11 protein-coding genes, 2 tRNA genes and 1 pseudogene are annotated in these 13315 nt (G+C 63.1%); 8 read left to right on the top strand and 6 right to left on the bottom strand.

All coding sequences use genetic code 11. From position 1 onward, the window contains the following. Positions 1-3: 3 nt before the first annotated feature. The 5 genes from M0D64_RS14625 to pncB all read right to left on the bottom strand — a co-directional run bounded on the left by M0D64_RS14625 (position 4) and on the right by pncB (position 6042). Positions 4-1452 (bottom strand): DNA recombination protein RmuC, encoded by a 1449-nt coding sequence (locus tag M0D64_RS14625; RefSeq protein WP_266258221.1) that lies wholly within the window; start codon positions 1450-1452, stop codon positions 4-6. Beyond that, on the bottom strand, positions 1449-2438 hold the full coding sequence (locus tag M0D64_RS14620) for a D-glycerate dehydrogenase (RefSeq protein WP_266258220.1): 990 nt from the start codon (positions 2436-2438) through the stop codon (positions 1449-1451). Before M0D64_RS14620 ends, M0D64_RS14625 begins: the two co-directional genes overlap by 4 nt. A gap of 66 nt (positions 2439-2504) precedes the next feature. Then, positions 2505-3932 (bottom strand): sodium:proton antiporter, encoded by a 1428-nt coding sequence (locus tag M0D64_RS14615; protein WP_266258219.1) that lies wholly within the window; start codon positions 3930-3932, stop codon positions 2505-2507. Between the two features lie 67 nt (positions 3933-3999). Then, positions 4000-4662 carry a lactate utilization protein C gene (locus M0D64_RS14610; RefSeq protein ID WP_266258218.1) on the bottom strand — a complete coding sequence of 221 codons (663 nt, stop codon included), beginning with the start codon at positions 4660-4662 and terminating at the stop codon, positions 4000-4002. 183 nt (positions 4663-4845) lie between these two features. After that, positions 4846-6042: a nicotinate phosphoribosyltransferase gene (pncB, locus tag M0D64_RS14605; RefSeq protein ID WP_154560631.1), complete on the bottom strand. Its 1197-nt coding sequence runs from the start codon at positions 6040-6042 to the stop codon at positions 4846-4848. A gap of 280 nt (positions 6043-6322) precedes the next feature. Between pncB and fdxA the strand changes: the two genes are divergently transcribed. The 8 genes and pseudogenes from fdxA to M0D64_RS14565 all read left to right on the top strand — a co-directional run bounded on the left by fdxA (position 6323) and on the right by M0D64_RS14565 (position 10992). Continuing rightward, the gene (fdxA, locus tag M0D64_RS14600) at positions 6323-6646 is read left to right on the top strand and encodes a ferredoxin FdxA (protein WP_054036179.1); all 324 of its coding nucleotides are present in this window, start codon (positions 6323-6325) and stop codon (positions 6644-6646) included. A 115-nt stretch (positions 6647-6761) separates the two neighbouring features. Next, positions 6762-6837: transfer RNA gene (locus tag M0D64_RS14595), tRNA-Asn, on the top strand. A gap of 62 nt (positions 6838-6899) precedes the next feature. Next, positions 6900-6981 (top strand) — tRNA-Asn (locus M0D64_RS14590). A 227-nt stretch (positions 6982-7208) separates the two neighbouring features. Continuing rightward, positions 7209-7685: a CreA family protein gene (locus M0D64_RS14585; RefSeq protein WP_266258217.1), complete on the top strand. Its 477-nt coding sequence runs from the start codon at positions 7209-7211 to the stop codon at positions 7683-7685. A gap of 134 nt (positions 7686-7819) precedes the next feature. Continuing rightward, positions 7820-8647 carry an AraC family transcriptional regulator gene (locus tag M0D64_RS14580; protein WP_266258215.1) on the top strand — a complete coding sequence of 276 codons (828 nt, stop codon included), beginning with the start codon at positions 7820-7822 and terminating at the stop codon, positions 8645-8647. A gap of 86 nt (positions 8648-8733) precedes the next feature. Beyond that, a pseudogene (locus tag M0D64_RS14575) lies at positions 8734-9441 on the top strand (AzlC family ABC transporter permease); the annotation flags it as partial. Positions 9442-9569: 128 nt separating this feature from the next. After that, a complete protein-coding gene (locus M0D64_RS14570; protein WP_154560628.1) occupies positions 9570-9893 on the top strand; it encodes an AzlD domain-containing protein in 324 nt (107 codons plus the stop codon). A gap of 328 nt (positions 9894-10221) precedes the next feature. Continuing rightward, on the top strand, positions 10222-10992 hold the full coding sequence (locus M0D64_RS14565; protein ID WP_154560627.1) for a DUF4088 family protein: 771 nt from the start codon (positions 10222-10224) through the stop codon (positions 10990-10992). 8 nt (positions 10993-11000) lie between these two features. Here M0D64_RS14565 and M0D64_RS14560 read toward each other — a convergent pair whose 3' ends face one another. Continuing rightward, complete coding sequence (locus tag M0D64_RS14560) at positions 11001-13211, bottom strand: ATP-dependent helicase (RefSeq protein WP_266258214.1); 2211 nt, start codon at positions 13209-13211, stop codon at positions 11001-11003. Positions 13212-13315 lie beyond the last annotated feature (104 nt).

Below are 13315 nucleotides of genomic sequence, written 5' to 3'. Positions count from 1 at the left end.
ACTCTACTGCTCGTCGGGATCCACGCCCGTTAGCGCATCACCGAGCAACCCGCTCGCCTCTTCACCCGGCAACGCCTCGACGTCACGCAGCTTGCGGTTCATGACGCGGGTGCGCGTTTCCGCGGCTTCGATCGAACGCGTGACGGTTTCAAGCTGCGCCTTGGTCTTGGCCAGCACGTCACCGAATTTTCCGAACTCTGTTTTCACCGCGCCGAGCACTTGCCACACTTCGCTCGACCGCTTCTCGATCGCTAGCGTACGGAACCCCATTTGCAGACTATTGAGCAAAGCGGTCAGCGTGGTCGGGCCGGCAATCGTCACGCGATAGTCGCGTTGCAGCAGGTCCGTCAGGCCCGGCCGACGCAGGACTTCCGCGTACAGACCTTCGGTCGGCAAAAATAGCAGCGCGAAATCGGTAGTGTGCGGCGGCGACACATACTTTTCTGCGATCGTGCGCGCCTCGGTGCGAATCCGCGCTTCGAGCGCGCGCGACGCCTCCTCCACCGCAATCGGATCAGCGCGTTCCTGAGCCTCGATCAGCCGCTCGTAGTCTTCGCGCGGGAACTTGGCGTCAATCGGCAGCCAGACCGGCGTAGCTGGACCACCCACCTCCGCGCGGCCCGGCAGTTTGATTGCGAATTCGACGCGATCGGCGCTCTTCGGCACCGTCGCGACGTTCTTTGCGTATTGATCCGCCGTGAGCAGTTGTTCGAGCAATGCTTCGAGCTGCACTTCGCCCCACGTGCCGCGCGTTTTGACGTTAGTGAGCACTTTCTTCAGATCGCCGACACCCGCAGCCAGCGTCTGCATTTCACCCAAACCGCGATGCACCTGTTCCAGCCTGTCGGATACCAGCTTGAACGATTCGCCCAGACGTTGTTCGAGCGTGGCGTGCAATTTTTCGTCGACGGTGCGGCGCATCTCGTCGAGCTTCGTCGAGTTGTTCGCCTCGATATCTTTCAGCCGCTGCTCGATCGTCGCACGCACTTCGGCGAAGCGGCGATCGTTCGACTCGGTGAGCTGGCCCAGTTGCAGGGTCAGCGTTTCGCCGAACTGCTTGAGCGTGCGCCCTTGCTCATCGCGTGCCTGTTGCGCCTGCTGCTGCAGGCTGTGACGCACTGCGTCGAGTTGCTGCGCGAAGCCATCGATCTTGCCGCCCTGCACCGTCGTCATACTGCTGAATTGAGATGCCAGCGTTTGCTGAAAGTGCGCGAACCCACTGCTCTGCTCGGTACGCGAGACGCGCGCCGTTTCGGTGATGTCATTGCGCAGTTGCCGCTCGAGCCGCTCATAAGCGTGCGACTGCGCATCCGCCGCTGTGTCGATACGTTCGCTGAGAATCTCGAATTGCTCGCTTCCGTCAGCGCGGCTAAGGCCGCGCATCAGCAATGCCAACGCGATGACCAAGGCGACCGCCAGCACGGCAACGGCCGCCACCAGAATCATTGTCATGAACGCGCCTTGCCGATGACCTCGGGGTTGATCGGATTCGGCGGCCGGCCGGCGCGTGGGCCTTCACCCAGCGCTGCGATCAGATTGTCCGCGGCTAGGTTCGCCATGGCGCGGCGCGTTGCCTCGGTCGCGCTGGCGATGTGCGGCGTCAGTACGACATTCGGCACGGTCAGCAGATCCGGATTCAGATTCGGCTCGCCTTCGTAAACATCCAGACCGGCGGCGGCAATCTGTTTCGTACGCAGTGCTTCGACCAGCGCCGCATCGTCGACAATGCCGCCGCGTGCGATGTTGGTAAGCGTTGCGGTCGGCTTCATCTGCGCGAGTTCGGCAGCGCCGATCGTATGGTGGTTTTCCTTCGTGTACGGCAAGACGAGCACCACGTGATCGGCGCGCTGCAGCAGGTCCTGTTTGGACGCGTATTCCGCGTTCAACTCCGCCTCGATCTCCGGCGCGACCCGCGACCGGTTGTGATAGATCACCTGCATGTTGAAACCCTTCGCGCGACGCGCCAGCGCCTGCCCAATCCGGCCCATGCCGATCACGCCGAGTGTCGAACCGTAAAGGTCGGTGCCGAGAAAACCGTCATAGGCCCACTTCTGCCATTTGCCGGCGCGCAGCCAGTGCTCCGATTCGGCAATGCGGCGCGCCGCGGCCATCATCAGCGCCCAGCCGAAATCGGCGGTCGATTCGTTCAGCACGTCCGGCGTGTTGGTGCCGAGTACGTTCGCCGCGTTGAACGCAGCCATGTCGAAGTTGTTGTAGCCCACTGCCATGTTCGACACCACGCGCAGACGCGGCGCTGCTGCGAGCGCCGCCGCGCCGACCGGATCGCCCGCGGTCAGCGCGCCGTCTTTATCCGCGAGACGTCGCGTCAACTCGTCGGCGGGCAAGACGTCGCCCTGGTGCCAGTCGACATCGAAATACTGTTTGAGCCGTTCGATCACATCGGGAAAGATCGGACGGGCGACGAGGATCTTCTGCATTGCAATTCTCCGGATAGCGCGTCGAGTCCAACGACCTCGGCGTCAGGATAAGCGTGAAATCAGGCGTCAAAAAAACAGCCAGCCGGTGACGAGAAACAGCGGCATGAGCACCACAACCGACCAGCCGAGATACGAAAAAAAGCTCGGCATGCGAATGCCGCGCGACTCCGCGATTGCTTTCACCATGAAGTTCGGTGCATTGCCGATATACGTGTTGGCGCCCATGAACACCGCGCCGGCCGAGATCGCCGCGAGCGTCCTGGCACCGGTGGTCATCAATGTCTGCGCGTCGCCGCCGGCCAGGTTGAAGAACACCAGGTAGGTCGGCGCATTGTCGAGAAACGACGATAGCAGGCCAGTCGCCCAAAAGTACATCAGGTCGTGGGGCTGGCCGGACGGGTTGACCAGATGGACGATGCCGGCGAACGCGCCCGCCTCACCGGCACGCAGGATCGTGATGACCGGCGCGATCGTCACGAAGATGCCGGCAAACAGTTTGGCGACCTCTTCGATCGGTGCCCAGTTGAAGTCATTACCCGCGCGTGCCGCGCGCGGCGTCAGTGCCAGCGAGAGCAAGGTGACGCCGATCAGCGCAACATCGCGCACGGCATTTTGCAACGCGACGTGCGTACCGAAAACGTCGAACACGATGTCTGACTTCCAGAACCCACTCATCAGAACCAGCGCAATCACGGCAGCGAGAAGCACGAAGTTGATCCTGCCGTCGACGCCTAGCGGCGGCGAATCCGGCGTCGGGTCGAGAAAGCGCGAACGTTCTTCTTCACGCCGATGAAAATAGTACGAATCCAATGCATAGAACGCGGCCAGCAGCACGACGCAGACAAACAGCATCGGCAACGCCAGATGCGTGGTGGTCCAGAAGAAACTGACGCCTTGCAGGAAGCCGAGAAAGAGCGGCGGGTCGCCGAGCGGCGACAACGAGCCGCCCGCGTTCGCGACCAGAAAGATGAAGAACACCACCACATGAACGACGTGCTTGCGATTGTCGTTAGCGCGCAGCAATGGGCGGATCAGCAGCATCGCCGCACCGGTCGTGCCCATGATGCTGGCCAATAGTGTGCCGAGCGCGAGAATCGCGGTATTCAGACGCGGCGTGCCATGCAGATTGCCGCGCACGCAGATGCCTCCCGCGACCGTATAAAGCGCCGTCAGTAACACGATGAACGGAATGTATTCTTCGAGCACCGCGTGCACCAGCGTTCCGAATGCGGCGCCCGTGCCGAAAGCAAGCGCAAACGGCACCAGGAAGAGCAACGCCCACGCTGCCGCGATCTTGCCGAAATGGTGATGCCAGAATGCCGGCGCGACCAACGGAAACACCGCGATAGACAACAGCACGCCCGCAAAGGGCAAGCCCCACAACGCCGACAAGCTCGCGCCGTCGAGCGTAGCCGCCGATGCCAGTTGAGGCCACCCTGCCAACGTAAATGCAGCGGCGAGCACCATGCTCGCCCCTACGGCATGTCGTTTCATATTCTTGAAGTCCTTGTAACTGCGGGCAGCCGTGCGCGTCGCAAGGAGACTGCGACGCGCAACGCGCTCAGACGCCACGTACGACGATCACATGCACCCGATACGGCCCATGTGCGCCAAGCACGATAGTCTGTTCGATATCGCCGGTGCGCGATGGCCCGGAGACAAAATTGACGGCGCGCGGAAGTTCACCGCGTTCGCTACGGATCAGCCCGAACGCCTCTTCATGTCCCGAGACGATGCGCGAAGCCGGCACGATTGCAATATGCGTTTCCGGCAACAGACCTGCCGATGCGTAGGTTTCCGGTCCGGACAACAGAACGAGCGTGCCCGTCTCGGCGGTCGCACAGAAGCAGCCAGTGAGCCCGACCACGTCGCCGTCTTCAGGTTTGCGGAATTCGACGTTGAGGCCGGCTTCGGCCCATTGCAGATCTTGCAGGGTTTGCCATGCGATCGCCTGCAGCGGCAAAGCGTGTTCAGTGAGGTAGCGATGCGCGGCGGAAGGCACGTCGCCCAGCGATTCGACGGTATCGACCGTGGTCGCCATTCTCTGCGCTTCTTCGATGAAGCGTGCGGTCAGATCGGCCGGCATCTCCGGACGCGGACCCTCGGGATGGCGCGCCAGATAATCCGCAGCCGCCTCGCGCTCGGGAGCGGACGGTTCAGGCTCACGCCCCTGCGCTGCGCGGATGCGCGCCAGGATGTTGCGGCGGGCAATCGATGTGTCCATATGCGAAATCCTCGTGTCGACAGCCGTGCGATATGGCGGGAATTATACCGGCCACCCTGGGCGCGAACACCCTGGCCGAACGGCCTGGGGCAACGTATCGACCACGCGGCGAACACGATCTCAGCAAGATATCGACACAAGACAGCGGCGCATAAGTCGCACACGCGCCGCGCAGACGCCCCGTTACTTCGCAGCGTCTTCCTCGGGCTGCGCAATGCCGAACACCTGACGCAGATATGCGAGATAGGCCTTGTCTTCGCACATGTTCTTGCCCGGCGAATCCGACAGCTTCGCCACCGGCTGACCGTTGCAGCGAACCATCTTGATGACGATCTGCAAGGGGTTGTAGCCGAGGTCGTTTGTCAGATTGGTTCCTACGCCGAATGCCAGCTTGCAGCGGCCGCGGAAACGCTCGTACAGTTGCAGCACTTTGGGAATATCGAGCGCGTCGGAGAACACGAGGATCTTGGTGCGCGGGTCGCAGCGGTTCGCCTCGTAGTGCTTGAGCAGGCGCTCGCCCCAGTCGAACGGGTCGCCGGAATCGTGGCGCGCGCCGTCGAACAGCTTGCAGAAGTACATGTCGAAGTCGCGCAGGAAGGCCTCCATGCCGTACACGTCCGACAGTGCAATACCAAGGTCGCCGCGATACTCCTTCGCCCACATCTCGAAGCCGAAGATCTGCGAATCGCGCAACCGCGGACCGAGCGCCTGACACGCCTGCAGGTATTCATGCGCCATCGTGCCGAGCGGCGTGAGGCTGTGCTTCATCGCGTAGAAGACATTGCTGGTGCCGGCGAATTGTTCGCCGAGGCCGTCTTTCAGCGTGAGGATCACTTCTTCGTGCCATTGCTTCGAGAAGCGGCGGCGCGTGCCGTAGTCGGCGATCTTGCAGTCGGCGAATTCCGGGCGTGCGCCGAGCAGCTTGATCTTCTCGACGAGACGGCCGCGCCCTTCGCTGTAGTCGGGCTTCTGCTGGGTGTTGCGGAAGTAGACTTCGTTGACGATCGCGAGCATCGGAATCTCGAACAGGATCGTGTGCAGCCACGGCCCCTTGATCTCGATGTCGATTTCACCATTGCCCTTCGGCGAGGGCGAAATCGAAATGTATTTCTCGTTCAGATGGAACAGCGCAAGAAACTCGATGAAGTCGCCCTTGATGAAGCGCATGCGCCGCAGGTAGTCGAGTTCGTCGTCGGTGAAGCGCAGATCGCAGAGCTTGCGCACTTCGTCGCGAATCTCGCCGATATACGGCACGAGGTCGACATTCGGCGTGCGGCAGCGAAACCGGTACTCGACGTTCGCCGCGGGAAAGTGATGCAACACCACTTGCATCATCGTGAACTTGTACAGATCGGTGTCGAGCAGCGAAGTAATAATCATGATGGTGCGAACTGGACTGCAGGAAAAACGGAAGGCTTGGCTCGACCAACCGCGTCAACCCATGCGCGTGCGGCGCGCCCCGTGCGCGCCAACCTGACGCATGTTACCCGAATGCATCCGGATTCAGCGCGCCGGCGGGCGGCGCTCGCCGGACGCCATAAACTAATCACAAAAACGTATAAAAGCCGTTGCCCGATGCCGCATGCGGCTCTTGACGTTACGTTACAATAGCGCTTTTGGCGTTACGCCTCCCCTGATTCCGCATGCAGGAGCTGCCTGAATGACTCACGTTGTGACCGAAAGCTGCATCAAGTGCCGCTATACCGACTGCGTCGATGTGTGCCCGGTGGACTGCTTTCGCGAAGGTCCCAACTTCCTCGCGATCGACCCCGACGAATGCATCGACTGCGCCGTGTGCGTGGCCGAATGCCCGGTGAACGCCATTTATGCCGAAGAAGACGTGCCGGGCGACCAGCAGCACTTCACCGAGCTGAATGCCGATCTCGCGAAGAACTGGCCGAGCATCACCAAGACCAAAGCGCCGCTGCCGGAAGCCGACGAATTCAAGGACGTGAAGGAAAAGCTGGCCCTGCTCGTACGCTGAGCGGCGCGGCCTGCGCCCCGCTGTTGCATTCGGACCAAATCGAGATGAATGCAGGGTATTGACAGGCGCCTAGTCACCTCCTACAATTTCGCTTCTCTGCTGTTTGTTGTTCTGTTCCTCGATAGCTCAGTCGGTAGAGCGCCGGACTGTTAATCCGTAGGTCCCTGGTTCGAGCCCAGGTCGAGGAGCCAAGAATTGCAAAAGCCCGTTAACCAATACGGGCTTTTTTATGTAGATCAAGTTGTACTGCTGTTCCTCGATAGCTCAGTCGGTAGAGCGCCGGACTGTTAATCCGTAGGTCCCTGNCCCTGGTTCGAGCCCAGGTCGAGGAGCCAAAATTTTGAAAGGCCCGCATTCGTGCGGGCCTTTTTGTTTTGGTCTGGCCTATTTGAATGCCGGATCCGGTGGCTTGAATCGGGGGGCGACGGTCCGTTCCGGTCGGAAGATTGCGCATGCCCCCGAGCATTTGCACTGACCCTCTGGCGGACACGCCGTTATACGATGGCGCTTTATCGACGCCGATCTCTCGCGCCCAACCCAAGCACTCATTCCCGGCCCTTCCATGAATCCCACCGTGTTGCGCATCGCACTTGCAGTCACTACCGCCCTGCTGCTGTCCTCGGCCCACAGCGAAGAAGTCGGCAGCGTCAATACCAACTTCCGCATTACCGGTTCCGATCGCGTGGTCGTCGAGGCCTATGACGATCCGCTCGTCCAGGGCGTGACCTGCTACGTGTCGCGGGCGCGCACGGGTGGCGTCAAGGGGACACTGGGCATCGCCGAAGATCCAACCGAGGCGTCGATCGCTTGTCGGCAAGTGGGCGCGATTCATTTCACCGGCCCCGTGAAGCAGCAATCCGATGTGTTCTCGGTCAGCATGTCGCTGATCTTCAAATCGCTGCATGTGGTGCGGGTGGTCGACGCGAAGCGCAACACGCTGGTGTACATGACTTACAGCGACCGCATCGTCAGCGGCAGTGCGAAGAACAGCGTGAGCGCCGTGCCGATGCCGGCCGGCACGACAATTCCGGTCAAGTAACCGCCGCCCCGCGGCAAAGCTCACCGCGCAAAGACATACACGCGTGAGTCACCGCAAAGGCCACGGCGCGCTACACTGACTGGTCATGCCGGATCGCCGGTACTACCGGACCGCAGGATCGCCAGACTTTCACCATGACCGCCCATCGTTTCCAGGATTCCGCCCGCTACTGGCGTACGCCGCTTTTGCCCGGCGCGGATCTGCTCACGGCGGAATATCACGATCACGAGTTCTCGCCGCATTGGCACGATGCGTACACGATCCCGGTGATCGTCGCCGGCGCCGAGGGCTATCGGTATCTCGGCTCGGACTATGTCGCCGAAGCGGGCAGCGTGCCGATCATCAATCCGGGAGAACTGCACACGGGCTCCAAGGCTGTCGAGGCAGGCTGGCGCTATCGCGTGATGTATGCGCCGGTGGATTTCATTCACAAGCTTGCCAACGACGTTGCCGGCAAGCCGCAAGCATTGCCGTGGTTCGCGCCGGGCGTCATCCGCGATCCCGATCTGGCGCAGCGGCTGGCGCGCGCACACTGTCTGCTGGAGGCCGGCGACGATCCGCTCGCCGCCGAGGCCGCGATGCTCGACGCGCTGTCCACCTTGCTGGTCCGCTACTCGCAAACGCAGCCGGAAGCGTGGCGCCTCGCCGCCGACGACGCCCGCGTCGCGACGATGCAGGAGCGCCTGACCGGCGACCTCGCCGAAGCTGTCACGCTGGCCGAGGTCGCGCAGGCAGCGGGACTCTCGCCCTTCCACGCCGCGCGCCTTTTCACGCAGACCACCGGATTGCCGCCGCACGCGTGGCGCAATCAGGTGCGCTTGCAGCGCGCGCTCGCGCCATTGCGAGCGGGTGTTTCCGTGACGGATGTCGCCGCGGCGAGCGGTTTCACGGATCAAAGCCATTTCACGCGCCATTTCCGGCGCATGTTCGGCGTACCGCCAGGGCGCTGGCAAGGCAGCTGACGCAAGCTTCGCCCCCACCCACCGCAAGAACGTACAAGCCCCCGCCCAGCCTTGCCCGCTATCCTTTGCGCATCAAGGAGGCAAGATTGACCCATTCCCACTCCGGCCAGCCCTCAAGCACAGGCCACTTAAAAGAATTCACCGCCGGCGCGCGCGACATCATCCCGATGATGGTCGGCGCGGCGCCCTTCGGCGTGATCTTCGGCACCCTGGTCGCGTCCGGCCCGCTGCATCTGTGGCACGGACAACTGATGTCGCTCGTCGTGTTCGCCGGTTCCGCGCAATTCATCGCATTGGGCCTGATCGCCGGCCACGCGAGTTTTGCGGTGATCTGGGCGACCACGCTCGTCGTCAACCTGCGTCACGTGCTGTATAGCGCGACGCTCGCGCCGCACGTCGCGCACCTGCCCTCGCGCTGGCGCTGGGCGCTCGGCGCGCTGCTCACCGACGAAGTCTTCGCGGTCGCGTGGGAACATTACCGGCATCGGGAGCCCGGCACGGTTGGCCCGCACTACTTCTTTGGCGCGGGTCTGGCCATGTACCTCAACTGGCAGATCTGGACCGTCGCCGGCCTGCTGTTCGGCGCGGCCTTTCCGGGCCTGCAGTCGCTCGGGCTCGATTTCGCGATGGTCGCCACGTTCATCGCGATCGTCGTGCCGCAGCTCGTCGCGCTGCGCTATATCGCGGCGGCCGCGACCGCGGGCACGCTGGCTTTCTTCTGGCAGGCGTGGCCGTACAAGCTCGGCCTGCTCGGCGCCGTGTTCGCGGGCGTGGCAATCGGTGTCTTGCTGTCGGCGCCGCGATTTGGGCGAGGCGTGCGGGGAAATCACGATTCCTCGCGAGCAGCTTCGCGCGAAACCTCACAGGGCCCCCACCGGGAAGCCCCGCGGAAAACCTCAAGGGAAACCATGGAGGCGTCGCGATGAACTACGTCGTTCTGATCCTCGGCATGGCCGCCATTACGTGGGTGATCCGCGCCGCCGTCTTCGTGCTCGGCGACCGGCTGGTGTTTCCGCCGCTCGTGCGCACCGCGCTCGGCTTCGTGCCCGTTACCGTGCTGACGGCGATCATCGTCCCGATGGCGGTCTCGCCGCACGGCGCCGGCGCCGAACTGACCTGGCGCAATCCGCAACTGGTCGGGGCGCTGGCCGCCATCGTAGTCAGCGCGCTCACGCGCCGACCGCTCCTGACCATCGCGGTCGGCCTGACAGTCTTTTTTGTCTGGCAAGGCGTTGTGCTTAAATAGGCGCTGTTCGACGCCTACATCGCGTGCAAACGGCGCCCAGATTGCCATAGGCGCCAGGCGCGGCGGGCTCGGCACGGGGTGGCACCCGCCATGCGCTGCCCTCGCAGGCGACGCATTCCTCTAAAGCCGCCGCCGGCGCCTCGCGCACCCTTAAGTTTTCCGTGAATCCGCCGATAAGATGTCGAGGTCCGCTCGTCGGGATACGTCCCGCTGGTTACGCGGCAACAGGCAGCAATCAACCGCGCCGGCATAGGCGTCGCGTCTCACGGGGTCCGTGCGCGAACGCCGACATGACGAAGCAGCGCGGCAGGACCAAACGGGATAACACATGGGTCAGATCACCCTCACACTCAAAGACGAGACCATTGCGACGCTACGCAAGGACTTCGACGCATTTCTGCGGGTTTCGCTGAAGCTCGATCCGCAGTTCGCGACGCCGTCGTTTGAGGACTTTTTGCGCGCCAAGCTGCTCGACAACATGGTGCCGCTAACCGAACACGCGGTTCAGCGGATGTTGCAGGGCGGCCAGTACGCATGGGCGAAACGCACGCTGGACAAGGAATTCCCGGACGTCGTCGCGATCCTGATGAGGCAGGCGGGGGAATTCGGTTTCGGCTTTGCAGCCCGTTCGGAATGGACGCCGGAAGAGCTCGCCAAGCAGTGCCGCGACTGGGCCGCTGCCATCGTCAAGGAAGCGGAAGGCGACGCGGCGTTGATCGATCCGCTCGCGGCGCAGATCAAGAGCGCCGCGCAGGACATCCAGGCGCTCGAGGAAGTCATGCAGACGCCGGCCTGGCGTCTGGTGGAATCGCTGCGTCAGCGCGTCTACGAAGCCAAAGTAGCGTGCGAAACGAGCGTGGGCAGCACTGCGCGCGAAAAGCTCGGCGAACTGCGCGGACTGCTGCGCCTGGGCATTTCGCACGGCTCGTTCCAGAAGCAGGAAGCGCAGCAGATCATGGAGTATTTGCGCCTGCTGAAGCCGGAGATTTTCGTCGAAGAACCGTATGACGTGTTCTCACGCCTCGCCGCCTGGCTGCGCAATTTCTTTGTGCCGCCACGGCCGGTGCCGCAACAGCAACAACAACGGCAGTCACGGTAAAAGCAGGTTCAATCCCACATTTTTCTGAGCTTCGCCCCAATCTCGATCTTCGCTTGCGCTGCCGCGGCCAATCCCGCCGCTGTCGGCGCGCTCGGCAACGGCACGCGCGGCCAGGCGTAGGCGTCGAACAAGGGCATCAGATGCGCCGGAATGAACCGCGTGCGCGATGCCCACACGTGACGGTCGCCCATATGGGTCTGGTTGTGCACGTAAAAGCGCTGCGGCACGACGATATGCAGGTCTTCCTTCGCGCGCGTCATCGCCACGTATAACAGGCGGCGTTCCTCGTCGATTTCCTCTTCGCTGCCGGTGCCGAGATCGGATGGAATGCAACCGTCGACGCCATTCAGCACGAACACGTTGCGCCACTCCTGCCCTTTCGCCGAATGAATCGTGGACAGGATCAGGTAGTCCTCGTCGATCAGCGGCACGCCGGATTCGTCGCTGGTCGCGTCGGGTGGATCGAGTGTCAGCTCAGTCAGGAAGCGTTCGCGCGACGCATAGGTGCCCGCGATGCTTTCCATCTGCAGCACGTCCGCATGACGGATCGCCGCGTCCTCATGGTTGCGCTCGAGATGAGGCTCGTACCAGCGCCGCACCATTTCGAACTCCGCCGGCCACGGCGTCTGCCGGCCGTACACGCTCGACATCAGCTTGACGAACGGATGCCAGTCCTCCTGCGCGCGAGCGGGCGGCGCAAAGGCGGCCAGCGCGCCACCGGCGCTATGGGTGAAATCGGCCGGATTGCCGGCGCCCGCGCGGGCCACGACCTCGTCCAGCACCTTCGCGGCAGTGGCGGGACCGATGCCTGGCAGCAATTGCACGACGCGAAAACCCGCGACACGGTCGCGCGGATTCTCTGCCCAGCGCAGCACGGCGAGCACATCTTTGACGTGCACCGAATCGAGAAACTTCAGGCCGCCGAACTTCACGAACGGAATGTTGCGCCGGGTCAGTTCGATTTCGAGCGCGGCGCTGTGATGCGCGGCGCGAAACAGCACGGCCTGTGACTTGAGCTTCATACCCTGCTCGCGCGCTTCGAGCACCTGTTCGACGATATAGCGCGCCTGATCCGCTTCGTCGGCGACCGTCACCAGACGCGGGCGCTGCGCCGACGCTTTGTTGGTCCACAGATTCTTCGTGTAGCGCTCGCAGGCGAGCTCGATCACCGCATTCGACGCCGCCAGAATCGGCCCGGTCGAGCGGTAGTTGCGCTCGAGCGTGATCTGCCGCGCGGGCGGATTGAAGTGCGCCGGGAAGTCGAGAATGTTGCGCACGGTCGCGCCGCGAAACGAATAGATCGACTGGGCGTCGTCGCCGACCACGGTCAAGCCGCGGCCGTCGGGTTTCAGCGCGAGCAGGATCGACGCCTGCAGGCGGTTGGTGTCCTGATACTCATCGACCAGAACGTGATCGAAGCGCGCCGACAGATCAGCCGCGATCGCCGGCTCCGCGGCCATATGCGACCAGTAGAGCAGCAGGTCGTCGTAGTCGAGCACGCTCTGCTTCTGCTTGGCTTCGACGTACGCGGCGAACAGCATGCGCAGATCGGCTTCCCACTCGCGGCACCACGGAAACGCGCTGTTGAGCACGTCGGCAAGCGACGCACCGGTGTTCACCACGCGCGAATAGATCGCAAAGCAGGTGCCCTTGGCTGGGAAGCGCCGCTCTTTCGCCGACAAACCGAGCTCGTGGCGCACGAGATTCATCAGGTCGGCGGAATCCTCGCGGTCGTTGATCGTGAAGGCGGGCGCGAGGCCGATCAGGTCGGCGTATTCGCGCAAAAGCCGCGCGCCGACGCTATGGAAGGTCCCTGACCAGGTCAGCCCTTGCGCCAGCGCAGCCCGCGTACCGAGCGCCGCACCAGCGATGCGCGTGACGCGGCGGGTCATTTCGAGCGCGGCGCGGCGTGAGAAAGTGAGCAGCAGAATACGGCGCGGGTCGGCGCCCTTCACCACCAGATTGGCGACCCGGTGCGCCAGCGTGTTGGTCTTGCCGGAGCCGGCCCCCGCGATCACCAGCAGCGCGCCCGGCGGCGCGTCGGGACTGTCGGCGCCGTATTCGACGGCGTCGCGTTGCGCGTCGTTGAGCTTTGCCAGCCAGGCGGCAGTATCGGCATCGGTACCGGAAGCAGACGGTGGCGAAGATTCAGCGACGGAGAGCACAGTGGATTCGGGCCTGAGGTGGAATTGACGCGGCGACGCATACTGTATATCCATACAAGTATCGGAGACAAGCGACCCTTTTTTCCCTGCCGCCCCCAAAAGAAATGGCCCGGGCGCTTACGCGCTCCGGGCCATTTCTTCGCGAAGGCACTGCGAGA

Origin of the sequence: Paraburkholderia sp. WS6, assembly GCF_030464835.1 — a bacterium.
Taxonomy (GTDB): domain Bacteria; phylum Pseudomonadota; class Gammaproteobacteria; order Burkholderiales; family Burkholderiaceae; genus Paraburkholderia; species Paraburkholderia madseniana.
The sequence above is the reverse complement of the archived record's forward strand: the minus strand, read 5'-3'. Positions and strand labels throughout refer to the sequence as shown.